This window comes from Campylobacter sp. RM16192, assembly GCF_004803855.2.
Lineage (GTDB): Bacteria > Campylobacterota > Campylobacteria > Campylobacterales > Campylobacteraceae > Campylobacter_A.
Map to the genome: position 1 here is coordinate 1,223,652 of NZ_CP012552.1, position 22,803 is coordinate 1,246,454.

The following is a 22,803-nucleotide window of genomic DNA, read 5'->3' on the forward strand; positions in this document are numbered from 1 at the left end:
ATTTCACCTCAAAGCATCTCCATAAGCTCTTCTTCGCTTATCACTCTAACGCCAAGTTCGCGCGCCTTATCAAGCTTACTTCCTGCCTCGCTTCCTGCTAAAACAAAATCTGTCTTTTTGGAAACCGAGCCTGAAACCTTAGCACCGTGAGCTTCCAAAATAGCCTTAAATTCATCTCTGCCCTTACTAAGCGTGCCTGTTATCACAAATGTTTTACCGCTTATATCGCTTTGCTTAACTTCAAATTTCTCAAATTTCGGAGTTACAAAGTATAAAAGCTCGGCTAAATTTTCCCTATTTACCTGCATAAACTCCACATAGCTCTCAGCCATCGCGTCACCAAAGCCGTCAATGCTCATAAGCTCCTCATAGCTAAGCTCTAGCCACTTGTCGCCAAACTGCCTTGCTATCTTCTTAGCCGCGACCTCTCCGATATGCTCGATACCAAGCCCGGTTATGAAGCTATGCAGATTTGGAGTGCGCGCGATATTAATAGCATTTAGCAAATTTGAAATTTTCTTATCCTTAAAGCCCTCAAGACTTGATAGTTCATTTGCACCAAGCCTGTATATATCGGCTATTTTATTTATGAATCCCGCCTCAAAAAGCTGATTTACGATAGCTTCGCCAAGCCCGTCGATATTTAGACAGCGCTTTGAAGCGTAGTGAATGAGTGAGTTTATGACGCGTGCTTTGCACTCTAAGTTTTGACACTTTATAAAAACACCTTCATCAAGCAGCATAGTACCGCAAACCGGACAGTTATGCGGACGCTCTATCGGCGTTTCAGAGCCGCTTCTGCGCTCTTTAAAGACTCCCGTTATCTTTGGTATCACGTCACCTGAGCGGATTATGCTTATAAAATCGCCCTTCATAACGCCAAGGCGCTTAATCTCATCGAAGTTATGAAGAGTGGCTGATTTAACTTTAACGCCGTCGATATTTACCTCATCAAGCACGCCTACGGGAGTTACGACACCGCTTCTTCCAACCTGAAGCGCCACATCAACAAGCCTTGTCGTCTTTTCAATCGCAGGAAATTTATAAGCAACCATAAATTTCGGGAATTTTTCTGTGTATCCAAGCTCGTTTGAAAACGCTACATTATCAACTCTTACGACCATTCCATCCATCATAAATGGCTTATTTTCACGCAAATTTAGAAGCTCACTGTAAGCGGTTTTTATCTCTTCAAGATTAAGGCAAATTTTAAAAAACTCCTCGCGCTCAAAGCCAAGCGAATAGATAAACTCCATGATCTCAGAGTAGTTTTTAAGCCCTAAATTTTGAGCCCCATACCCCCACGGACGAAACTGAAGCCGTCTGCTTGCAGTTATCTTGCTATCAAGCTGCCTTAGACTACCTGAGGCTGCGTTTCTAGGGTTTGCAAGCTGGGTTTCGCCTCTTTGCATGCGTGCTAAATTTATATCGTCAAAATCACTCTTTGATATGACAACCTCACCGCGAATTTCGATCTTGCCACCATAGGTTATCTTCATAGGGATATTTTGAATCACTCTGGCATTTGTCGTTACATCTTCGCCAGTTATTCCGTTACCGCGAGTTATGGCGCGTTTTAGCTCGCCATTTTCGTAAAGAAGATTAAGGCTGGCTCCGTCAAATTTAGGCTGTATGGCAAATTTTTGCCCGAGCTTATCGCCACGATTTAGCCAAGCTACCAGCTCAGCCTCGTCAAATATATCCTCCATGCTCCACATGCGCTCGATGTGATCAGCCTTTATAAAGCCCTCGCTTACCTCGCCGCCGACTCGCTTGGTCGGTGAAAACATCGAAATTTCACTAGGATTTGCACGCTCAAACTCAAGCACTCTGTGATAAAGCTCGTCATACTCCTCATCAGTCGCGATCGGAGCGTCATCTTTGTAATACGCCTTCGCCCACAAATTTAGCAGATCAACGCTTTTTAGATACTCTTTTTTATCCATTTTGGCTCCAAAGGCTTAAATTTCTCATTGCTTCATCTATCTTAAACATCTGCACATGTTCGCTCACATCGTGTGTTCTGATTATGCTTGCGCCGTTTTCAAAGGCTTTTTGATGCAGATACAAACTTCCCGGAAGTCGCTTGCTAACATCGCTTGGACTATAAAAATTTATGACGGACTTTCTGCTTGCACCTACCAAAAGAGGCAAGCCAAAGTGCAAAAAATGCTCCAAATGCTTTATCAAAAGTAAATTATCTTGCGGCGTTTTTCCAAAGCCGACACCAACATCAAGCACGATATCTTCGCATCCCAGCTCGCGCACTTTAGCGATTTTATCCGCAAAAAAGCTATCTATCTCGCCGAGCAGATCATCATAATGCGGACTGTCTTGCATATTTTCAGGACTGTTTTGCATATGCATGAGGCAGTACTGCACGCCGTACTTAGCGGCAAGCCTAGCTAAATTTGTATCTGCCGTGATATCATTTATCATCTTAAAGCCATGATTTAGCGCGTATTCAAGGCAGTATTCATCAAAGCTATCAAGGCTAAATTTCGCTTTTTCGTGCAAATTTAGGCGGTAAATTTCAGCTACGATATCTTTAAGTCGCTCAAACTCGACTTTAGCGCCTACGTATTTACTGCCCGGACGCGAGCTAACCGCGCCTACATCGATATACTCAGCACCATCTTCTATCATCTCTTCTATCTTTTTTATGCCGCTTTTTGTATCTACTCTGCTTTGGGCGTTAAAGCTATCTTCATTTATATTTACAACTCCCATTATTTGGGCTCTAACTGGCTTTTTAAAGTTTGATTTTAAAAATTTAGCCAAATTTTTAAGTCCAAAATCCTGCACAGCCTCTTTTTTTGCAAGCTCTTTTATCTGCGCATCTGTTGCGATTAAAAGCGCAGTTGAGTTCTCGCCGTTTAAAATCGTATTTTTATGCGTTACAAGCTCGGCTCCTATGCTAAGCGCGTCTTGTTTTAGTATGTTTGCAGCAGGCGATCGGATATCTTTTAAAAGGAAAAAATTTAGATTCGCCTTTTTTTTCATTATCGCCTGACCTTCTTTGCTTGGGCTTATAAATTTGCAAATTTCATCAAAATTTGTCTCTTGATTTATCTTAAAAATTTTCACTTTCGGCCCTTTTCATATATCATCAGCAAAATCGGCGTTAAAAGCGCATGTGATTTTGTATTTAACTCCGCAAGCTTAACGGCTTTGTAAAAATAGCTTAACTCATCTTGGCTGAATTTAACTCCCGCTTCGCTAGCCTCTAGGGCAATTGAGGAAATTAGCTCCTTTAGCTCGTTTTTACCGAGCTTGTCGGCTCTTTCAAGCTCGATTTGTTCATCTATGAAGCGATAAATTTCTTTTAACTCAAGACGAGTGAAATTTAACCCGCTTCTTATGCGCTTTTTTTTTATAAGCCTATTTTCGGTGATTAGACGCGAGCGAATCGTTTGAAGTAACATGTTTTTAGATTCGCAAGCGATTATAAATTTGATATTTCTAGGAGGCTCTTCTATGATCTTAAGGAGTGAATTTTGCGCTTCTATGCGAAAATTTTTAGCCATAACAACAAGTATTTTTTCGCTATTTTCAGCGATATAGGCTTCAGCTACGACCTCTTTTGCATTTTCAAGCAAGAAATCTTCAGTTATAAAAAATCTTAAAAAATTTGGATCGTGAAGCATTAGAAGTTTATCCTTTAAAGCTTCAAAATCACTTGTGATAACGATCTTGCTATGCATGAAATTAAAGCATCACTTTAGCAAAGAGCGCCGCATCTACGCTCTTATCAAAGAGTTTATAGAGTGATAAAAGCTTGATATCCAAAAGCTCGTCGCTTGAGCTTAGGTAAAAGCTGTTTTGCGCCTGCTCGTCAAACAGCCACATGTAGCTATCGTCCTTACCTTTGGCTATCTGTGCGCTTTTGTCATTGCTTTTTCCGACGTAAAAGAAGACATAGCCGTTTGGAAAAGCAAGGCTTAGCATATCTTGCAGAAGAGAAATTTCTTCTTTTGAAGATATTGAATCAAAAGATGGATAGAGAGCTCTAAGCGAGAAAAATGGCAAGATAGGACGCGAATTTGTGGGTTTATTTATATTTTTTAAAAAATATTTCTCAAACCAAAACCTTTCGCTATCGGTTATCAGGATAAAAGCGCGCCCCTCGAGTAAAAATTTTAGCTTTGATGCAAGCAAAGGCGTCCACTCTGTGCGCCTTTCTTCCATCCAGCTCATTAGCGAGCCTTCATCTCTAATTGCCTCTAATGTCCACTTTATAAAATCGCTCATTGATCTAGCTTATATGCCTGGTGTAGTGCTCGAACCGCAAGTTCTCCGTATTTTTGATCAACTATGACTGAAATTTTAATCTCACTCGTAGATATCATCTGTATATTTATGCCCTCTTTTGCAAGAGTTTTAAACGCCAAAGATGCTACACCGCTATGACTCTTCATACCAACACCTACAACTGATACTTTTACTATATCTTCGCTATATTCTACATGTTTTGCAGCGGCTAATTTATCCATACACTCTTTTGCTACAGAAAGTTCATTTTGAGGAACGGTAAATCCTAAATTTGTAGTGCCATCTTGCCCTACGTTTTGAATTATCATATCAACATTTATGTTTTTTTCTGCCAAGGCCGAAAAGATCTCAGCTGCGATTCCAGGCTTGTCCACTACTCCTCTTAATGTTACTCTCGCTTGGTTTCTATCAAGTGCTATTCCGCTTACTAAAACTGCTTCCATATTCTCTTCCTTTGTTATCAATGTTCCTTCATTATGATTAAAACTACTTCTTGTGACTAAATTTACATTTAATTTTTTAGCCAGCTCAACAGAGCGATTTTGCAATACTTTTGCCCCCAAACTTGCAAGCTCAAGCATCTCATCATAGCTTATCTTATCAAGCTTTTTAGCTCTGCTTTCTATTCTAGGATCTGTTGTATAAACTCCGTCCACATCTGTATAAATTTCACACAAATCAGCATTCAAAGCTCCTGCAATAGCAACAGCGCTTAGATCACTTCCGCCGCGTCCTAAAGTAGTGACATTTCCATCCTGATCTATACCTTGAAAGCCTGCTACAACTACTATCTTGCCATCATCAAGCTCGCTTCTCATGCGCTTTGTATCTATCATTTCTATTCTTGCTCTTGTGTGAACACTATCCGTTATGATTCCAGCCTGCCTTCCGGTCAGTGCTACAGCCTTATAACCCATATTATTAAGAGCTATAGTAAGAAGTGCGCAGGTAACGCGTTCGCCTGAGCTTAAAAGCATATCCATAGCTATAGTATCGGCATTTTTAGTAAAATAATCGGCATACTCTATAAGCTGATTTGTAACTCCACTCATAGCTGAAACAACTACCACTAAATCGTTGCCCGCTTTTTTATTCTCAATCACTCTTTTGGCAACATTTTCTATTCTATCAAGCGTTCCTACGCTTGTTCCGCCGTATTTTTGAATGATTAGCATTTAGATAAATCCTTTCTCTTTAAAGTATCCCATAACTTTAGTGTAAATCGGTTTTTTAAAATGATTAATGTCATTTAACGCCTCATCTGTAGGGACAAATTTATACTCATCAAATTCAGGGGTTTTAGTCTTAATGTCTATCCTAGCTCCGGCCTTTAATCTTACTAGAAAATATTTTTGAGTTTGACCGTCATAGGGATATTTTTTAGCTTTTAAGACATTTGGTGGAAAATCATAACTAAGCCAGTCAGGATACTCGCATAAAATCTCAACCTCATCGGTGCCTATCTCTTCCTTAAGCTCTCTTAAAAGCGCCTCTTTTGGCTTTTCTCCTTCATCAATCCCACCTTGCGGAAACTGCCAAACACCTTGCAAATCACATCTTTGAGCTATAAAAACCCTACAATCAAAAGGGTATGTGGCAGCCAAAACAACGGCGGCAACGTTTGATCTGTAGCTTTTTTGCATAGATTAAAACCTAAATGTAAAATTTGATAGATTTTAACTTAAAAGAGTTTATATCAAGCTTTAAATCGAGCTTGTCAAAGAATAAAGAATAGCTTAAATTTACATTTTCACACGTTTTTATTTAATTCAAAAAAGATGCCACTAAAATATAAAACTATGTGAAATACAAACTTTTGTATTATAATTAACTCAATTTTAAACGTAAGGCAAAAATGCTCCTATATATACATATTCCTTTTTGCGAAAGTAAATGTCCATACTGCGCCTTTGGATCGCTTGTAGGCAAAGAAAATTTAGCCAAAAGCTATTTTGAAGCTTTGATAGATGACCTGAAAGCTCAAATTTGTAAATTTGATGTTAAGAAAAATAGTATAACAAGCGTTTTTGTAGGAGGTGGTACTCCAAGCGTGATTGATGCAAATTTATATGAGAATTTATTTTTTGAAATTTATCCATTTTTTGCTTCGGATGCCGAAATAACGTCCGAAGCAAATCCAAATTCGGCAAATTTAGTTTGGCTAAAAAAGATGATGGGCTTTGGGGTAAACCGCATTAGTTTCGGAGCCCAAAGCTTTTTTGCAGATAAGCTTAAATTTCTTGGTAGAACTCATAGCTCATTTGATGTATATGAAGCGGTAAAAAATGCAAAAAAGGCAGGATTTAAAAACATAAACGTAGATTTAATATATGGCACAAAATTTGATACCAAAAAACGGCTTGAAATAGAAATCGAAAATATAAAAAATTTAGAGATATCTCATCTATCGGCTTACTCTTTAACACTTGAAGAAAAGACTCCATTTCAAGGCAAGATAAGCTATAAAAAAGATAGTCCGATATTAGCTAAATTTCTTATAAACCAGATAGAAAAAATAGGCTTAAAACAGTATGAGATATCAAATTTTGGTCAAATTTGCAGACATAATCTTGGATATTGGCAAGGACAAAATTATCTTGCCATAGGAGCTTATGCAGTAGGTTTTATGAATGAATTTAGATTTAGAAATAGTGACAATTTAAACGCCTATATAAAAAATCCGCATGAAAAAAATATAGAAAATCTAAGCTTGAAAGAGCGAAATTTAGAGCATATATTTTTAGGTGCTAGAAGTATAGTCGGAATTGAGGCTTCAAGATTATCAAAAGAGCAAGTTGCTAGAGCCGAGATTTTACACAAAAATAAAAAGCTTAATTTTAAAGATGGGCGATATTTTGTAACAAATTTTTTACTAGCAGATGAAATTTCTCTCTTTATAGTTAGCTAATTTATAGAAAATTGAGCAAAAAGCTGATAGAATATTTGATTTAAAATGTAAATTTAGGATATTAAATGTTTGGTATGAGTTTGCCCGAAATAATTATCATAGCAATCATAGGAGTGTTGTTTCTAGGTCCAGATAAGCTTCCTAGTGCAATGGTTGAGATAGCTAGATTTTTTAAAACTATTAAAAAAACAGTCAATGATGCAAAGGCTAATTTTGATCAGGAGATTAAGATTGCAGAGCTAAAAGAAGATGCGAAAAAGTATAAAGAAAATATCACAAAAACTACTGAAAGTGTTCGCAAGAAGCTTACTTTTGAAGAGCTTGATGAGCTAAAAAAGGACGTAAATGATATAACCGGCGGACTTAACAAGAATATATCAGACATAAAAAGCAGTATTGACAATATAAAAAATCCACAAAATATAGTAAAAGATGCAGTTTTGGGTGATAAAAACAACGAAGAGAAGAAAGAGGCATAATGTTTGAAGAGTTAAAACCGCATCTAGTAGAGCTTAGAAAGAGGCTTTTTATAAGCGTTTCTGTTGTATTTGTAATGTTTATTGTGTGCTTTAGCTTCTGGAATCCAATCCTAGCTATCATGACCGCCCCTCTTAAAAATGCTCTTCCGGCCGGAAGCAATATCATCTTTACTCAGGTTCAAGAGCCATTTTTTACAGCTATGAAGGTAGCGTTTTTTGCCGGATTTATGTTTTCACTTCCTGTAATATTCTGGCAATTTTGGCTATTTGTAGCACCAGGACTTTATGACAATGAAAAAAAATATGTAATTCCTTTTGTATTAGCAGCTACATTTATGTTTTTAGTTGGCGCTGCGTTTTGTTACTATGTGGTAATTCCTATCGGCTTTGTATTTCTTATAAATTTTGGCGGAGAATTATTTACTGCACTTCCTAGCATAGGGCAATATGTAGGCTTTTTTACTAAGCTTTTAATAGCTTTTGGTATAGCCTTTGAGCTTCCTGTTATCACTTTTTTCTTAGCTAAATTAGGACTAATAACCGACGCAACACTTAAAAATTCGTTTAGATATGCGGTGGTAATTATATTTATATTTTCTGCCATTATGACTCCTCCTGATATCATAAGCCAATTTTTAATGGCAATCCCTCTAATAGGGCTTTACGGATTGTCTATTTTTATAGCCAAACAGATAAATCCGGCTCCAAAAGAAGAGGAAGTTCAAGAAGAGTCAAAAGAAGAACCTAAAAAGCAGCAAGACAGCGACGATGACGATGACGAAATATACTACAATGGCGACTGATATAGATCTGCTATCAAGCTACGACTACTATCTTCCACCAAATTTGATAGCCTCCACTCCAACATTGCCAAAAGAGGAGGCAAGACTGCTTGTATATGAACGGGGCAAGGACAAAATACACCATCTGAAATTTAAAAATCTACACGAAATTTTACCGGATTGTTCCATTATTTTCAACGATACAAAAGTAGTAAAAGCCAGAATTTTAGGCAAAAAAAACAGCGGAGGATCAAGCGAGATACTGCTAAATACTCCTCTTAACGATAATAAATTTAGCGTCTATATAAAAGGCAAAGTAAAAATAGGAACTTTAATAAAATTTGATAAAGATTTGGTTGCGAAAGTTTGTGAAATTTATGAAGATGGCACAAGAGTAGTTGAATTTACTCAAAATAATCAAACTTTAGACACAGCTAAGCTTTTTAGCGTGCTTGAAGAGATAGGACATGTGCCACTCCCTCCATACATCAAAAGGGCTGACAATAGAAACGATGAGAGCTGGTATCAAAGCATATTTGCTAGGCACCAAGGCGCAGTCGCAGCGCCTACCGCAAGCCTTCACTTCAATGATAAGATGATAAAAACACTTAAAAAAGATCATGATATAAATTTTCTTACGCTTCATGTTGGAGCAGGAACATTTAAAGGTGTAGAGTCTGAAAATATAAAAGATCATTTGATGCATGGTGAATTTTATGAAATTCCAAGTCAAACGCAAGATCTTATCAACTCAAACAAGCAGATTTTAGGTATTGGAACAACAGTAACAAGATGTGTAGAGGAATTTGCAAGAAGCAAGATATCAAGTGGCGAGTGTAAGTTATTTCTGAATTTACACAATAGACCTATTCGCCAAAACTATCTTCTTACAAATTTTCATCTTCCAAAGTCAACGCTTATAATGCTAGTAACAAGCTTTATAGGTCTTGATAAGACAATGGAGATTTATAAAACGGCAATTCAAAAAGAGTACAAATTCTACTCTTATGGTGACGGAATGCTAATTATTTAGGGATAAGCAATGGAATTTAGCTTAATACTTTTTATAATTCTTTTTTTATATTTGATGTTACTCGTAGCATATTATGTGCATTCTAAAAAATTAAATGAAAAATTTACTAATAAAAGAGTTAGGCTACTTAGAAAAAGTCCTGAGTTCTTACATACAAATACAAGAAAAAAAATAGCACAAACAGACATATTCGACAGTATGTTTTTTTTAATGAATTCGCTAAACGAAGATTCTAAAAAAAACAATAATACAGTATTGCTTGATTACAACATGAACTATCCAAAAACATTTAACGCAGATTTTTCCGATTTAGTTAAATTGACAGACGCTTTAACTCAAATAATGCTCTTGAATTTATCAAATTCAACAATTATCATAAAATTTTTATTAAGTAATTACAGCAAAAAACATATTAATTTCACAATCTCCGTATGGGCGGATAATAGTTTTTATACAGATACTATAAATAAAAATATGATACATACAACTATGACTCCAATAAGTCGAAAGTTTTTTCGTTTAGCCGAAGAAATAGCAAATAAAAATGATTCTGCGGTATCCTTCCAATATGAATCAAAAGGATATATAAAAGTATCTGCTAATATATCTTTTGAACTTTCAACAAGTAAAAATAATATACTAAAAGAATTAAAAGTAGAAGATCCAAAAAATTTTACTGTTTTAATAGCAGAAAAAAATAAATATGCTTTTGATATTTTAAAAAATGAGCTTGAATTTATTGGAATTGATGTGAAACCAACTTCTAATTTGGAAATCATTAAAAGACACATAGAAGACAATATTTTTAAGCCAGATATAGTATTTGTCCAAGCAGATATTATCAAAGATATTAATATAACAGAAATAGAAAACGCATTAATAAATAAAAAAATATGTCTAGTTATAATAAAAAATAATCATGATGAATTTGAAATAAATCCTAATATTTATGTACAATATATGTCACAGCCATACACTCCTAATATTTTAATGTGTATTATTAACAACGCATACAAATACTATAGCAATAGAGCATTAAAGACATAGCTAAATATTAAGATATCTTTTTAATATAATCATCGCAGCTATACTATCAAGCTTGCCGTCTCTTTTTGAGTCGGTATAAATTTCACTTGCCTCAAAGCTACTCATCGCCTCATCGACATAGACTATCTCACCGCTAAAATTTAGAAGCGATACAAAATGACTTATGCGCCTTCTCATCTCATCTTCGCTGCTTCCGCCAAGCGGGACCCCTACAACCAAAGTCTTTGCGTTTAGCTCTAATAAAACAGCACTCACGTCGCGAGCGGCTTGGTTGCGATTTTTTCTTAAAACTGGCTTTTGAGGCATCACTACGCTGCCAACGCCAAGTGCTACGCCTATGCGCTTTAAGCCTACATCGATAGCAACTACACTCATACTAAACTCACTCTAAGCCCTGATATGACAAGCTTTCCAAAGAGTTCATACTCATAAATTTTATCTCCGAATTTTGCTAAAGCCTCGTCCAAATTTGCTCCAGCTTTGCAAAATTCTAAAATTTCATCTTTTATTTCGGATGAAGGACTCCCAAATTTAGCGGCAAATTTATCAAAATCATTTATAAGTTCAGCCTTACCGCAAGCCAAAAGCTCATTTGTGCCGTTGCTTTCATTTAGTCTTTGAGGAAGGACATAAATTTTTACTCCAAGCTCCTGCGCCATCCTTGCACTCTGCATAGAGCCGCTTCTTAGATCGGCTTGAGCTACTACCAAAGCCTCGCTAAGTGCCACGACTATGCGGTTTCGCTCTAAAAATCTATGCGCAGCGGCAACAGTGCCCGGCTCGTACTCGCTTATTGCAAGCGAAGAGATATAAATTTGCTCTATGGCTTTTAAATTTGCCCTTGGATACACGATGTCAAGTCCGTTTCCAAAGACGGCTATAGTGTTTGGGAAAGCGCCTTCATGAGCCTTGATATCCACCCCAAGAGCAGCACCACTTACCACACAAACTCCTGCATTTGAGAGGGTTTTAGCCAAATTTAATACGCAATTTTTAGTATATACGCTTGCCTTTCTTGAACCAACTATGGATATCATCGGAAGCTTTAAAAGCTCTAAATTTCCTCTATAGTAAAGCTTTTTAGGCGGTTTTTTAAGCCTATTTAACGGAGGCGGAAGCTCGCTTAAAACATTCACAAGATATCCTTTAGATATACCACTTCTACATCTTTTAAGATTTCAAAGCTGTTTCTTAAAACTTCCATCGTGTTTTTATAAGGGTGACCAATGGCTATGGCTCTGCTATGCTTTTTAGCAATTGCAACGGCGTATTTTAGTTGCTTTGTTATAGCTGCTTTGTTATCCTCATGATCTAAAAAGACATCTCTTGAGATATAAGGCATTGAGTGCTTTTTGGCTGCAGCTGCAACCTTGGTGTTGGCTATCGTTTTGCTATCTATAAAGATCAAATTTTCATTTTTGATAGCCTTCATAAGCCTATCCATAGCGTCAAAATTGCTAGTAAATTTGCTTCCTGTGTGATTGTTTATGTATTTTAGCTCTGGAAAATCTCTTTTTATATCACGCAATCTCTTTAAAATTTTATCATAACTATCATTTATGTGCAGGGTATTAATCTCCTCTTTTTTAAATCCATGAGCCTGCATCGGTAAATGAATCATATAAAACTTAAACCTTTTTGCAAGCTTTGGTGTGTCTGGATGATGTTTTGTAGGAGGGAAAATAGACGGGGTAAGCTTTAAATTTATAGCTTTTACAGCGTCTACTTGGTGCTTATAAGCAATATCATCAATTATAATTACTAATTTTGGTTTATTAATAGACGCTTTCTTGTTATCTAATGCAAATTTTTGATTTTTATCGGTATCTTTTTTATTCCTTTTTTTAGTTATATTTTTTTCTACAATTTCTATATGTATTTTATTTGTGTGCTTGGTTACATTATGCTCTTTTGATTTTATTGAATTTACATATAAATTCGTATCGTTATCTTCCATGCTTTTTATCATATTTTTTATGGCAAGGCTTTCATTGTCGGTTAAATTTAGATCCTTTATTGTCGTCTTTTGTTCTAAGTTGGGCTCTTTATTTTTTATCTTTTCTTGTGGTTTTTGCTCAGATTTTACAATAGAATCTTTTTTTATCTCTTGTTTTTGCCTGTCTAGGTATTTTTCTATCTTGTTTATAGTTTGTATATTATTATCACTTTTACCGTATAGATAGTTAAGTAGAAAATATGTAAAAACACCTACACATAAAGCTATAAGAAGTATTATAAAATAACTCCAAAAGGAGTGCTTTTCAGAACTATGCCTTACACGCCTTTTGGTAGTTTTTCTCTTTGTTCTTGGACCCAAATTAATTTTTACTTTGATCTACGATTTTACCTGCGCTTATCCAAGGCATCATAGCTCTTAGCTTTTTGCCGGTTTGATTTAGTAGGCTTCTTTCGGCGATTCCTCTTTCGGCATTCATCCTTACATATCCTGCTTTGCGCTCAAGGATAAAGTCTTTTGCAAATTTACCGTTTTGAATCTCTTTTAAAATTTCCTTCATAGCCTTCTTGCTATCTTCATTTACGACTCTTGTTCCGCTTACATAGTCGCCATATTCAGCTGTATTTGAGATAGAGTAGCGCATATCGGCCATTCCGCCCTGATACATCAGATCAACTATAAGTTTTAGCTCGTGTAAGCACTCAAAATAAGCCATCTCAGGCTCATATCCTGCCTCGACCAGCGTTTCAAAACCTGCATTTACCAAGGCACAAAGCCCACCGCAAAGCACTGCTTGCTCGCCAAATAGATCTGTTTCAGTTTCATCTTTAAAAGTAGTTTCAATAATGCCTGTTCTTCCGCCACCTATTGCACTTGCGTAGCTAAGCGCAAGCTCTTTTGCTTGACCTGAGGAATTTTGCTCAACTGCTATTAGATCAGGGATGCCGCCGCCTTTTACAAATTCGCTTCTTACGGTGTGACCAGGAGCTTTTGGAGCTATCATTATCACATCTATCCCCTTAGGAGCTTTGATCTGTCCAAAATGCACGTTAAATCCATGCCCGAAAGCTATAGCATTTCCCTCGCTTAAATTTGGCTTGATCTCGTTATAAAAAATTTCAGCCTGCATCTCATCAGGGGTTAGGATCATAATCATATCTGCCATCTTTGAAGCTTCGCTCACGCTTTTTACCTCAAAGCCCTTAGCTTCTGCTTTTGCCCAACTTTTTCCGCCTTTTGCAAGACCGATGACGACTTTTACTCCGCTATCTCTTAAATTTTCAGCGTGAGCGTGTCCTTGAGAGCCAAAGCCGATAATAGCGACTGTCTTGCTTCTAATAAGACTTAAATCGCAATCTTTGTCATAATAAATATTTACTGCCATATTTTCCCCTTGAGATAAGATTTTGAAAATTATACAACCAAGCAACTCAAATGTCACTGAAACAAGCTGAAATTTATAATTTAAGTTTTTTAACAAGCCATTTAGTGTAAAATGCCGAAAAATTAATCTAAATTTAAAGCGTGAAATTATGAATCAATCAATATACAAACACATTAAAACACTTCCGCCGCTTGATGATACTGTTATAAAAATTCAAGCTATCTGTTCTGACGAAAACGGCTCCTTGGGAGAGCTTTCTCAGGTCATAGAAAAAGACCCTATGCTAACGGCAAATATACTGCGCTCTGCAAACTCTCCGCTTTATGGCTTTAGTAGAGAGATAACAACTGTATCTAGAGCAGTTTCTCTATTTGGAATGGCTACAATTAGGGGTTTTGCATTGTCAAGTGCAGTTAAAAAGAGTTTTAAGATCGATCTTGATCCATATGACATAACAAGCCAAGATTTCTTAAACATATCAATCATGCAAAATGCTTTAATGTATAACTGGTATAGTAAAATCAATCCTGGATTTTTGGCTATTTTGTCACCTGCTTCATTTATGCTTGAAGTCGGCAAAATAGTTCTGTCTCACGAACTTATCGAAACAAACAGAGCTAGCGAATTTAAACATAAGCTAAAAGACATATCAAGCCCTTTTGATCTTGCCGAGCTTGAAAATGAAATACTTGACATATCAAATGAGGTTGTAACAGCTAAAATTTTTGAGCAGTGGAACCTAGAATCAGAGTTAGTAGACTCTATTTTCTTCTCAAATTCGCCTGAAGATGCTCCTGAGCACATCAAACAATACTCAGTTGCCTTAAGAATCATAAAAAATGCGGTAAATATCTTCCATCAGCTTGATGATGAAAGCATCCAAAACACACTTCCATTCCTTGACGAATACGGCTTTGCTCACGATAAATTCCTAGAAGCCGTGGCTAAAGTAAAAGCTAATTTGTGAAAGAATTTTTAATCAGACTACTTGATGGATTAAGCGAAAAGGAGATTTCAAGCGACCACAAAGAGACGCTTAGAAATCTCTTAAATTTAGGCGCTATCACCTCTCATAACAACAAATTTTACCTAAACAACGGCTTTGTATGCGGCAAGCTTGATATAAGCTCAAACGGTACAGGATTTTTAATGCCGTTTGACAAGCGATTTAAGCAAGATATCCTCATAGAAAACAAAAATTTAAACAACTCTCACTACAGAGATATTATCTTAGCCAAACTGCTTCCGCTTAATAAAAAACGCCAAAGTGCAAAGGTAGTTCTCACGCTTAAACCAGCAAACGAAACAAGCGTAGTTTACACCAAGCACTTTGGACGGGCGATCCTAGGAGTAAATTTAAAAACAGGGCTTAGCATAGCGCTAAAAGCCACTCAAAAATCACTAAAAGCACTGCCTATAGGCACACTGCTAAAAATCAACAACTTAAACAACGAGATAACCGAAGTCATAGGCAACATCAACGATCCTTTTTCAGATGAGAAAATTTCACTTGCGATCTATAACAAAAACGATAAATTTAGCGAAGCGAGCGAATTTGAAGCCAAGGCTTGGGGAGATAGCGTTGATGCCAGCATGTATCCAAACAGAGCTGATCTGCGTGAGCTTGAATTTTGTACGATTGATCCGATAGATGCAAAAGACTTTGACGACGCGATATATTTTGATGAGAAAAATTTAGAAATTTACGTCGCAATCGCTGATGTAAGCGAATATGTAAGCAGTTACGGAGCGATCGATAAAGAGGCTAAAACAAGAGGGTTTTCGATATATTTTCCTCACATCGCTATACCGATGTTGCCGCGAAGTCTTAGCGAAAACATCTGCTCGCTAAAGCCCGATGTGGCAAGACTTGCCTTTTGCTTTAAAATTAAACTTAATAAAAATTTAGATGTCGTTGGCGAAGAGCTCTTTGAAGCTATCATCACTTCCAAAAAGCGATTTAACTACGATGAGATCGATGAAATTTTAGAAGACAAAAGAGCTAGCGAGATCTTTTGGATAAAGCCACTTTTTGAGCTTACCTCAAATTTGCGCGCCAAAAGGCTTAAAAACGCATTTGACTTTAGAACAGAAGAGCTTAGGATGAGCCTTGATGATGAGGGCAAGCTGCTTGCAACCAGATTTGAGAGCGACTCAAACTCACACAGACTTGTTGAAGACTGTATGCTACTAGCCAACAAAGCCGCGGCAAAGCTGATAGACGGCAGAGGAGTTTTTAGAAATCATGGCACACCAGACATCAGAAAGATCGAAAATTTGCTTCAGGACTTAGCTTCGCTTGGATTTGACTTCGTATATGAAAGCGATCTTGCGAATTTGATACGTAAAATTCAAGCTCAAGCAGACGCCATGGGTAACCGAGAAGAGATAGATAAACTCATCATAAAAGCTCAAAAGAAGGCTGAGTATTCAGCTCAGAATTTAGGACACTTCGGACTTGGATTTGACCGTTATACTCACTTTACAAGCCCGATTCGCCGCTACTCTGATTTAACGCTTCATAGACTGCTAAAAGCCAAGATGAAAAACGATAAAAAGCTCTTTAACTACCTACTTTTAAACATCGAAAGCACTTGTGCTAGTTTAAGCGAACTTGAGCGCGAAGCGGATAAAGTAGCGTATGACTTCATGGATAGAAAATTTGCCAGATGGGCAAAAGAGCGCATTGGACAGAGATTTAAAGCTTACGTAAGCGAAAATCAAAACATGCTCGTTGCAAAGCTTGATGATGAGATAAAGGGCGCTAGGATATACCTAAACTCATACTCGGCTGAGCTGCTTCAAAAACTTATCATAGAGATAACTGATGCAGATATAGCAAGCGGTGAAATTTTCGCAAAAGTAGTCAAAAAAATCGATGTATAGAAGAGATCTTGAGGGGATACTGCAAAGCCCGAAATTTCCAAATACCTTTTTGCTTTTTGGAGCGGATGAGTATCAAATAGAGCTCTTTGCCAAAGAAATTTTGGCTAAATTTGAAGGGCTAAATTTGCTCAGCCTCTACTACGATGAGTATGATTTTAGCCTTGCCAAATCACATCTTTGCGAACCTTCGCTATTTGGCGACGAGCCGCTGCTTCATATAAAAAGCGATAAAAAAATCCCGTCAAAAGAGCTAAAAATGCTAATTGAGGCTTGCAAAAATGGTGGTGCTTTTATTTATGAATTTTACGAAGCGGACGCAAAGGTGACCTTTGATACACAAAAGGCTTTCGGCGTGAATTTTGCTAGATTTTTTAAGCCAAATTCTCCCGATGAAGCGGTAACTTTGCTAAGCAGGCAAGCAGGAAAGATAAATTTAAACATAACTAAAAACGCTCTTTTTGAACTTTACAGGATCCACAACGAAAATTTATACTTAGCTGCAAGCGAGCTAAATAAGCTTGCAAGCCTAAATGAGCCGATCAATGAAAATATAGTTAGAAATTTGGTATTTTCTCTTTCAAGTATAAGCTTTGACGATTTTTTCGACAAATTTATAAATCTAAAAGATATCAGGCAGGATTTTTTCTCTTGCGCGGATGATGGAAATTTTAGTGAAATTTTATTTATAAACTCGCTTTACAGAGCCTTTTTTAGACTTTTTAAACTCCACAGCTTTATCAAGATAGAGGGTAAATTTGACATCAAAGAAACTCTTGGCTACACACCACCTCCAAACATCGCAAACGAGCTTAAAAAGCAATGCTTGAGCATAAATTTAAAAACATATAAAGAAATTTTTATGGCCTTAAATTTAATGGAATTTGAGATAAAGACCAATGCAAAGCTTGACAAAACACATTTTTTATTATCCTCACTTATCTCTATGCAAAATTTAATCCATAAAAACAGCAAATATTAAGTAAAAAAAAGATAAAATCAGTCCTTGTCTTTATAGACATCCTTGCTCGCATGCGAGCTTAATACCCACAAGGAGAATTAATGAAGCATTACGAACTTTTATTCGTATTTAAGCCTACCTTGACTGAAGAAGAAGTAGGCGCAAAAGTTGATTTCATAAAAGAAATCCTTACAAAAAATGGTGCAGAGATTGCATCTTTGTTGTCGCTTGGCACAAGAAAGCTTGCTTATACGGTTAAAAAACATGAGCGTGGTGTATTTTTTGTAGCTTATTTTACAGCTCCTACAGTTGCGATTGCAGAAGTTGAGCGTATCATAAGAATCAATGAAGACATCATCAAATTCTTAACAGTGAAATTTGAGAACAAAAAAGAAGTTGCGGCTTGGGAAAGACTAAGCAAAGGTATCAAGCAAAGCAAAAAAGAACCAAAACCAAAAGCTGAAGAGACTCCGTCACAGGAAGCATAAGGACGAAAAATGTTTAATAAAGTCGTTTTAGTAGGAAATCTTACAAGAGATATCGAGCTTAGATACACAACAGCCGGCGCGGCGATAGGAAACAGCTCTATAGCCGTTACTAGAAAATTTACCGCAAATGGCGAAAAACGTGAAGAAACCTGCTTCATCGATATTACATTTTTTGGCAAACAGGCTGAAATAGCAAACCAATATCTTTCAAAAGGCTCAAAACTTCTAGTTGAGGGTCGCTTAAAGTTTGATCAGTGGACGGACAATAACGGACAAAACAGAAGCAAACACAGCGTAAGCGTTGAAAATATGGAGATGCTAGGCGGTTCAGGGCAACAACAAGGTGGATTTAATCAAAACAGTAATCAACAAGGCGGATACAGCCAAAGCGGTGGCTACGGTAATCAAAACTATAGCAACCAAAGCTATGGTCAAAATACAAATAGTTATGCAAACAATGGCGCAAAAACACCAAGTCAGCAAAACTATAACAGACAGCCTAGACAAGATGATTACAACGATAGAATTCAAGATATAGATGTAGACGCTGACAAGTACGACAGCGACGAGACAATACCATTTTAATTAAGGATTAGGATTTAAAGATGGCAGAGAAAAGAAAATATTCAAGAAAATATTGCAAATATTGCGAAGCAAAAGTTGATTTTATAGACTACAAAGACACAACACTTTTAAAATACTCTCTTTCAGAGCGTTTTAAAATAATGCCGAGACGTCTTACAGGTAACTGCAAAAAACACCAAGAGATGGTTGAGCAAGCTATCAAAAGAGCTAGACATGCGGCGTTTATCCCTTATATTGTAGATCGCGATAACGTAGTAACAAATCCTTTCGAAGGACTATAATCTTAAAGCCCTTAATTGGGCTTTAAACCATAAAATTCATAAAAAACTTTTAAACTTATAGAGCTTTTACAAGAGATTTCCCTCTCATAAAAGCCAAATTATTATTTTAATACGAGAGCATTTTTAAGTACATCCTCTATCGTATCAACCGCTATAATTTTAACATCCCTTTTTACATCTACAGGTATTTCATTTAGGTCACGCTCATAGTTTTTGCGCGGTATTAAAGCAGTTTTTATGCCGGCCTTATGAGCCGCTATCAGTTTTTCTTTGAGCCCGCCTATAGGTAAAACTCTACCACTTAAAGTTATCTCTCCTGTCATAGCCACATCAGCCCTAACCTTTGTATCGGTAAGTATCGAAGCTATTGCGGTTACCATCGTGATTCCAGCACTTGGACCATCTTTGGGAGTCGCACCTTCTGGCACATGTATATGCAGATCAAACCTACGATACACATCGCTTGGCTCAACTTTCTTTTTATCATCTGCAAAAACGGGTATGATTTTAGTAGGCACTTTTATCTTCTTATTGTCTATCAATACCTTAACGAGACTAAATGCTATGTATGCACTCTCTTTCATCACATCGCCCAAAGACCCGGTTATCTGCATAGAGCCTTTGCCTTGAATGCGAATAGCCTCTATTTTTAGAACATCTCCGCCCACACTTGTCCAAGCAAGACCATTAACCTGCCCTACTTGATCTATCTTATCCGCAGGCTCTATCTCGTATACTTTTTTCTCTAAAAACTCACTCAAATTTTTAGTAGTAATATTCACTTTTTTAATACTCATATCACTTAAAAGTTTTTTTGCAACTTTTCTAAATATATCCGCTATACGTCTGCGTAAATTTCTTACTCCGCTCTCTCTTGTGTAATCAGATATAATTAAATTTAAGACATCTTTGCCCAAGCTCACCTCGCTTGATCTTAAACCGTGTTTTTTAAGTTCTTGAGGTATCAAATATTTCATGGCTATCTCAAATTTCTCTTGCGGAGTATATGAACTAAGCTGGATAAACTCCATCCTGTCGCGTAGTGCAGGTGGGATAGAGCCAACATCGTTTGCAGTAGCCACAAATACTACCTTACTTAGATCTATATTAAAATTTAGATAGTAATCTCTAAATTTATTGTTTTGTTCCGGATCTAAAATTTCAAGTAAAACAGCCGTAGGATCACCACGAAAACTTCTGCCGACCTTATCTATCTCATCAAGCACTACGACAGGATTCATCTGCTTAGCTTCAATTAAACCCTGCACTATACGCCCCGGCATTGCTCCTATATAGGTTCTTCTATGACCTCTAAGCTCATTTACGTCTTCAAGTCCGCCAAGTGCCACGCGCACAAGCTCTCTTTTAAGCGCCTTGGCAATAGAGTTTGCAAGACTAGTTTTACCAACTCCAGGAGGTCCCGCAAAGCACAAAATAGCGCCATTATTTACTTTATCAGCCACACCCCTAAGCTCCAAAAGCTCACGCAAAGCAAAATACTCCTCAATTCTCTCTTTTGGTCTAGCTAGGCCATAGTGATCGGTATTTAGATGTCTGCTAACCTCGGCTACGTTTAGCTTTTTGTTTGCAATATTTTCAAAAGGCACCTCAATAACCCAGTCAAGATAGCTCTGAATGGTATTGGCATCAGCAGAATCTGGATGCATGCGACTTAGTTTATCAATCTGCTTTTTGATTTCTTTATAAGCATCATCAGCCATGAATTTTTTCTTTTTCTCAAGCTTTTTGCGATACTCTTCTATCTCATCTTCACGCGTAGTGTCAGCACCAAGCTCTTGCTGAATCTGCTTTAACTGTTCTTTTAAAAAATACTCCTTATTAACTTTATCAATGCGAGAATGAACTTTGTTCTTTATCTCGCGTTGAAGTTTATTGGCTTCAATTTCCTCAATAATATAGTCAATAAGCTTTAAAAGTTTTTGTTCTAAATTTTCCTCTATAAAAAACTCATAAGCGATCTGCTTTTTTAATCTAAGCGAACTTAGCACAAGGTCACAAACTCTATTTACCTCAACACTTTCTTCTATAGTCTTTAACAAATCTGGCGGGAAAAAATGGCTAAGGGCAGCTAGATCTCTAACTTTTTCCCTAAGAACGGTCACCAAAGCATCACTTTTAACGGCTGTAGGGTGCTTTTCATGGATAACCTCCACAACAGCCCTTAAAGGCTTAACACTTATTTTATTTATTATACGACCCTTGCTTGATCCTTGAAATAAAATTTTTACTCTCCCGTCAGGAAGAGGAACCTTGCGCATAATAGTTCCTATAACGCCCGCATCATAAATGCCTTCAAAATCCCTCATTCCTTCATTTTGTGGCTTTACTGAAGCTACTAAAATTTGACTTTGATTTTCTATGGCTAAATTCAGAGCGGATAAATTTTCATCATCACTTAAAAACAGTGGAGTTATCATAAAAGGATATAAAAATAGCTCATCCTCTACTATTACAGGAAGTTCTGTCGGAAAAGCCTTTGATTCGTTTATTTGCAATTTTTTCTCCTACTCAAATATTTTTCTATACCAAGGAAGTTGTGGCGGTATCAAATTCGCATCCATTAAAGGCGACTCTTCTACCTTTTGTTTATAAATTGTAGCCGATTCAATTCTGCCTGTTCGTTCATATAAATCAGCGATCTGCTCATCAAGGTAAAAAATAGAAAGCTGAAATTTAGTAAGCATAGTTTCTATTAAAGGTCTATACTTGGTATTTGGATAGATATAAAGAAATTTTTCGATCTCTGCTACACTATCTTGCATTAACTTTTGATTACGGTTTGGTTGTGAAAACGAGTCAAAATTTGCCTTAATCTTAAGGTATTGAGCAAATTCGGTTCTAGGACCATTATCGCCGTATCTTTTGATATACTCATCGAGATAAAAATTAGCTAACAGATATTCTTCTTCGTTTGCATGAGCTTGTGACAATATTAGCAAAATTTGCTCAAGCATCGGGCTTGCTACGTGTTCGCTTGACATAGATGTATAATGTTTATCGGCGCTTTCCAAGTCTCTATCATTAATGTCTGCTATTATTTGAGTATACCACTCGTCAGGTGTTAAGTTATAAAGTTCGCTGTATTTTTCAGCACAACCACTTGCAAAAATAATTAATATACAAAAACTCAAAATTTTAATAAACGATCTCATGTTATTCCTTTTTTACAATTTCATAAAAACCGTATATTTTACTATTGATTCAGTTATTTTTCAATAAATTTATATATTTTTTATGTTTAATTATTAATGTATTGAAAATTTTGATATAATTATGGTAAAGAATTTTAAAAAATTATAGGAGATGCTTATGGTATTTGAAGTAAAAAGCCCAATTTTAGGATTTGAACATATAAAAACTATGGAACTTATAGAGCTTGATAAATTTTTTGTGAAACTTCAAAGTAAAGACGATAATACATCTTTTACCATGATTAATCCTTACGCTTTAAGAAATTATGAATTCGATATACCTACATACTACCAAGAACTCATGGATATAAATGATGACAGTAAATTAAGAGTATATAACATCATGGTTGTAAGCACTCCGATAGAGACATCTACCGTAAATTTTATCGCTCCTATTATATGTAATATGACCAATATGACATTATCTCAGGTGGTTTTAGATGTATATAGTTATCCAGACTATAAACAAGCCGAGAAAATTTCAGATTTTATACAAAAGTAAAATTCTAATTTAGTCATAAAAGGACACTA

General features: G+C 36.5%; 24 protein-coding genes. 12 read left to right on the plus strand and 12 right to left on the minus strand.

Going from position 1 to position 22,803, the window contains the following annotated elements:
- Positions 1 to 8: 8 nt before the first annotated feature.
- The 6 genes from ligA to CDOMC_RS06520 are packed head-to-tail and all read right to left on the minus strand — an operon-like array spanning position 9 to position 5,915.
- Positions 9 to 1,946: an NAD-dependent DNA ligase LigA gene (gene ligA / locus CDOMC_RS06495; protein WP_172128847.1), complete on the minus strand. Its 1,938-nt coding sequence runs from the start codon at positions 1,944 to 1,946 to the stop codon at positions 9 to 11.
- Positions 1,939 to 3,087, minus strand: a complete 1,149-nt coding sequence (folP, locus tag CDOMC_RS06500) for a dihydropteroate synthase (RefSeq protein ID WP_172128848.1) — start codon at positions 3,085 to 3,087, stop codon at positions 1,939 to 1,941. The genes ligA and folP overlap by 8 nt, the downstream gene beginning before the upstream one ends.
- Positions 3,084 to 3,704 (minus strand): DNA polymerase III subunit delta', encoded by a 621-nt coding sequence (locus CDOMC_RS06505; RefSeq protein WP_172128849.1) that lies wholly within the window; start codon positions 3,702 to 3,704, stop codon positions 3,084 to 3,086. Before CDOMC_RS06505 ends, folP begins: the two co-directional genes overlap by 4 nt.
- Before the next feature lie 4 nt (positions 3,705 to 3,708).
- Positions 3,709 to 4,251: a HobA family DNA replication regulator gene (locus CDOMC_RS06510; protein ID WP_172128850.1), complete on the minus strand. Its 543-nt coding sequence runs from the start codon at positions 4,249 to 4,251 to the stop codon at positions 3,709 to 3,711.
- Positions 4,248 to 5,447 carry an aspartate kinase gene (locus CDOMC_RS06515; protein ID WP_172128851.1) on the minus strand — a complete coding sequence of 400 codons (1,200 nt, stop codon included), beginning with the start codon at positions 5,445 to 5,447 and terminating at the stop codon, positions 4,248 to 4,250. The genes CDOMC_RS06510 and CDOMC_RS06515 overlap by 4 nt, the downstream gene beginning before the upstream one ends.
- Positions 5,448 to 5,915: an RNA pyrophosphohydrolase gene (locus CDOMC_RS06520; protein ID WP_172128852.1), complete on the minus strand. Its 468-nt coding sequence runs from the start codon at positions 5,913 to 5,915 to the stop codon at positions 5,448 to 5,450.
- Between the two features lie 212 nt (positions 5,916 to 6,127).
- Between CDOMC_RS06520 and hemW the strand changes: the two genes are divergently transcribed.
- The 5 genes from hemW to CDOMC_RS06545 all read left to right on the plus strand — a co-directional run bounded on the left by hemW (position 6,128) and on the right by CDOMC_RS06545 (position 10,521).
- Complete coding sequence (hemW, locus tag CDOMC_RS06525; RefSeq protein WP_172128853.1) at positions 6,128 to 7,180, plus strand: radical SAM family heme chaperone HemW; 1,053 nt, start codon at positions 6,128 to 6,130, stop codon at positions 7,178 to 7,180.
- 65 nt (positions 7,181 to 7,245) lie between these two features.
- The gene (tatB, locus tag CDOMC_RS06530) at positions 7,246 to 7,659 is read left to right on the plus strand and encodes a Sec-independent protein translocase protein TatB (RefSeq protein ID WP_172128854.1); all 414 of its coding nucleotides are present in this window, start codon (positions 7,246 to 7,248) and stop codon (positions 7,657 to 7,659) included.
- Positions 7,659 to 8,462, plus strand: a complete 804-nt coding sequence (tatC, locus tag CDOMC_RS06535) for a twin-arginine translocase subunit TatC (RefSeq protein WP_172128855.1) — start codon at positions 7,659 to 7,661, stop codon at positions 8,460 to 8,462. Before tatB ends, tatC begins: the two co-directional genes overlap by 1 nt.
- The gene (gene queA, locus CDOMC_RS06540; RefSeq protein WP_442861606.1) at positions 8,434 to 9,474 is read left to right on the plus strand and encodes a tRNA preQ1(34) S-adenosylmethionine ribosyltransferase-isomerase QueA; all 1,041 of its coding nucleotides are present in this window, start codon (positions 8,434 to 8,436) and stop codon (positions 9,472 to 9,474) included. The genes tatC and queA overlap by 29 nt, the downstream gene beginning before the upstream one ends.
- Before the next feature lie 9 nt (positions 9,475 to 9,483).
- Positions 9,484 to 10,521 (plus strand): hypothetical protein, encoded by a 1,038-nt coding sequence (locus tag CDOMC_RS06545; RefSeq protein ID WP_172128856.1) that lies wholly within the window; start codon positions 9,484 to 9,486, stop codon positions 10,519 to 10,521.
- Here CDOMC_RS06545 and ruvX read toward each other — a convergent pair whose 3' ends face one another.
- Genes ruvX through ilvC form a run of 4 tightly spaced genes read right to left on the minus strand, consistent with a single transcriptional unit; the run spans position 10,522 to position 13,862 of the window.
- Entirely contained in the window at positions 10,522 to 10,896 is a 375-nt protein-coding gene (gene ruvX / locus CDOMC_RS06550; protein WP_172128857.1) for a Holliday junction resolvase RuvX, read from the minus strand.
- The gene (dprA, locus tag CDOMC_RS06555) at positions 10,893 to 11,657 is read right to left on the minus strand and encodes a DNA-processing protein DprA (RefSeq protein WP_172128858.1); all 765 of its coding nucleotides are present in this window, start codon (positions 11,655 to 11,657) and stop codon (positions 10,893 to 10,895) included. Before dprA ends, ruvX begins: the two co-directional genes overlap by 4 nt.
- Positions 11,654 to 12,838, minus strand: a complete 1,185-nt coding sequence (locus CDOMC_RS06560) for a divergent polysaccharide deacetylase family protein (protein ID WP_236861289.1) — start codon at positions 12,836 to 12,838, stop codon at positions 11,654 to 11,656. Before CDOMC_RS06560 ends, dprA begins: the two co-directional genes overlap by 4 nt.
- Position 12,839: 1 nt before the next feature.
- Entirely contained in the window at positions 12,840 to 13,862 is a 1,023-nt protein-coding gene (gene ilvC / locus CDOMC_RS06565) for a ketol-acid reductoisomerase (protein WP_172128859.1), read from the minus strand.
- A gap of 148 nt (positions 13,863 to 14,010) precedes the next feature.
- Here ilvC and CDOMC_RS06570 point away from each other — a divergent pair, with 148 nt between their 5' ends.
- The 6 genes from CDOMC_RS06570 (at position 14,011) to rpsR (ending at position 19,060) form a co-directional block, all read left to right on the plus strand.
- Positions 14,011 to 14,829, plus strand: a complete 819-nt coding sequence (locus tag CDOMC_RS06570) for an HDOD domain-containing protein (RefSeq protein WP_172128860.1) — start codon at positions 14,011 to 14,013, stop codon at positions 14,827 to 14,829.
- Entirely contained in the window at positions 14,826 to 16,748 is a 1,923-nt protein-coding gene (locus tag CDOMC_RS06575) for an RNB domain-containing ribonuclease (RefSeq protein ID WP_172128861.1), read from the plus strand. The genes CDOMC_RS06570 and CDOMC_RS06575 overlap by 4 nt, the downstream gene beginning before the upstream one ends.
- The gene (holA, locus tag CDOMC_RS06580) at positions 16,741 to 17,727 is read left to right on the plus strand and encodes a DNA polymerase III subunit delta (protein ID WP_172128862.1); all 987 of its coding nucleotides are present in this window, start codon (positions 16,741 to 16,743) and stop codon (positions 17,725 to 17,727) included. Before CDOMC_RS06575 ends, holA begins: the two co-directional genes overlap by 8 nt.
- Before the next feature lie 80 nt (positions 17,728 to 17,807).
- Complete coding sequence (rpsF, locus tag CDOMC_RS06585) at positions 17,808 to 18,194, plus strand: 30S ribosomal protein S6 (RefSeq protein ID WP_172128863.1); 387 nt, start codon at positions 17,808 to 17,810, stop codon at positions 18,192 to 18,194.
- Between the two features lie 9 nt (positions 18,195 to 18,203).
- Positions 18,204 to 18,779 (plus strand): single-stranded DNA-binding protein, encoded by a 576-nt coding sequence (locus CDOMC_RS06590; protein WP_172128864.1) that lies wholly within the window; start codon positions 18,204 to 18,206, stop codon positions 18,777 to 18,779.
- A 20-nt stretch (positions 18,780 to 18,799) separates the two neighbouring features.
- Positions 18,800 to 19,060 carry a 30S ribosomal protein S18 gene (gene rpsR, locus CDOMC_RS06595; RefSeq protein ID WP_169942306.1) on the plus strand — a complete coding sequence of 87 codons (261 nt, stop codon included), beginning with the start codon at positions 18,800 to 18,802 and terminating at the stop codon, positions 19,058 to 19,060.
- A 101-nt stretch (positions 19,061 to 19,161) separates the two neighbouring features.
- On the opposite strand, the gene lon is transcribed toward rpsR, so the two are convergent.
- Together lon and CDOMC_RS06605 are read right to left on the minus strand one after the other, a co-directional pair.
- Positions 19,162 to 21,576, minus strand: a complete 2,415-nt coding sequence (gene lon, locus CDOMC_RS06600; RefSeq protein ID WP_172128865.1) for an endopeptidase La — start codon at positions 21,574 to 21,576, stop codon at positions 19,162 to 19,164.
- Between the two features lie 9 nt (positions 21,577 to 21,585).
- Positions 21,586 to 22,233, minus strand: coding sequence for an outer membrane protein assembly factor BamD (locus CDOMC_RS06605; protein ID WP_172128866.1), 648 nt, complete (start codon positions 22,231 to 22,233; stop codon positions 21,586 to 21,588).
- A gap of 157 nt (positions 22,234 to 22,390) precedes the next feature.
- Between CDOMC_RS06605 and fliW the strand changes: the two genes are divergently transcribed.
- Entirely contained in the window at positions 22,391 to 22,774 is a 384-nt protein-coding gene (fliW, locus tag CDOMC_RS06610; RefSeq protein WP_172128867.1) for a flagellar assembly protein FliW, read from the plus strand.
- The last annotated feature ends 29 nt before the right edge of the window (positions 22,775 to 22,803 follow it).

What these genes read in the sequence shown, in the direction of transcription:
- ligA (WP_172128847.1), bottom strand. Translation starts at nt 1,946, where the DNA reads ATGGATAAAAAAGAGTATCTAAAAAGCGTTGATCTGCTAAATTTGTGG.
- CDOMC_RS06505 (WP_172128849.1), bottom strand. Translation starts at nt 3,704, where the DNA reads ATGCATAGCAAGATCGTTATCACAAGTGATTTTGAAGCTTTAAAGGAT.
- CDOMC_RS06510 (WP_172128850.1), bottom strand. Translation starts at nt 4,251, where the DNA reads ATGAGCGATTTTATAAAGTGGACATTAGAGGCAATTAGAGATGAAGGC.
- CDOMC_RS06515 (WP_172128851.1), bottom strand. Translation starts at nt 5,447, where the DNA reads ATGCTAATCATTCAAAAATACGGCGGAACAAGCGTAGGAACGCTTGAT.
- CDOMC_RS06520 (WP_172128852.1), bottom strand. Translation starts at nt 5,915, where the DNA reads ATGCAAAAAAGCTACAGATCAAACGTTGCCGCCGTTGTTTTGGCTGCC.
- hemW (WP_172128853.1), top strand. Translation starts at nt 6,128, where the DNA reads ATGCTCCTATATATACATATTCCTTTTTGCGAAAGTAAATGTCCATAC.
- tatB (WP_172128854.1), top strand. Translation starts at nt 7,246, where the DNA reads ATGTTTGGTATGAGTTTGCCCGAAATAATTATCATAGCAATCATAGGA.
- tatC (WP_172128855.1), top strand. Translation starts at nt 7,659, where the DNA reads ATGTTTGAAGAGTTAAAACCGCATCTAGTAGAGCTTAGAAAGAGGCTT.
- queA (WP_442861606.1), top strand. Translation starts at nt 8,434, where the DNA reads ATGACGAAATATACTACAATGGCGACTGATATAGATCTGCTATCAAGC.
- CDOMC_RS06545 (WP_172128856.1), top strand. Translation starts at nt 9,484, where the DNA reads ATGGAATTTAGCTTAATACTTTTTATAATTCTTTTTTTATATTTGATG.
- ruvX (WP_172128857.1), bottom strand. Translation starts at nt 10,896, where the DNA reads ATGAGTGTAGTTGCTATCGATGTAGGCTTAAAGCGCATAGGCGTAGCA.
- ilvC (WP_172128859.1), bottom strand. Translation starts at nt 13,862, where the DNA reads ATGGCAGTAAATATTTATTATGACAAAGATTGCGATTTAAGTCTTATT.
- CDOMC_RS06570 (WP_172128860.1), top strand. Translation starts at nt 14,011, where the DNA reads ATGAATCAATCAATATACAAACACATTAAAACACTTCCGCCGCTTGAT.
- holA (WP_172128862.1), top strand. Translation starts at nt 16,741, where the DNA reads ATGTATAGAAGAGATCTTGAGGGGATACTGCAAAGCCCGAAATTTCCA.
- rpsF (WP_172128863.1), top strand. Translation starts at nt 17,808, where the DNA reads ATGAAGCATTACGAACTTTTATTCGTATTTAAGCCTACCTTGACTGAA.
- CDOMC_RS06590 (WP_172128864.1), top strand. Translation starts at nt 18,204, where the DNA reads ATGTTTAATAAAGTCGTTTTAGTAGGAAATCTTACAAGAGATATCGAG.
- rpsR (WP_169942306.1), top strand. Translation starts at nt 18,800, where the DNA reads ATGGCAGAGAAAAGAAAATATTCAAGAAAATATTGCAAATATTGCGAA.
- CDOMC_RS06605 (WP_172128866.1), bottom strand. Translation starts at nt 22,233, where the DNA reads ATGAGATCGTTTATTAAAATTTTGAGTTTTTGTATATTAATTATTTTT.
- fliW (WP_172128867.1), top strand. Translation starts at nt 22,391, where the DNA reads ATGGTATTTGAAGTAAAAAGCCCAATTTTAGGATTTGAACATATAAAA.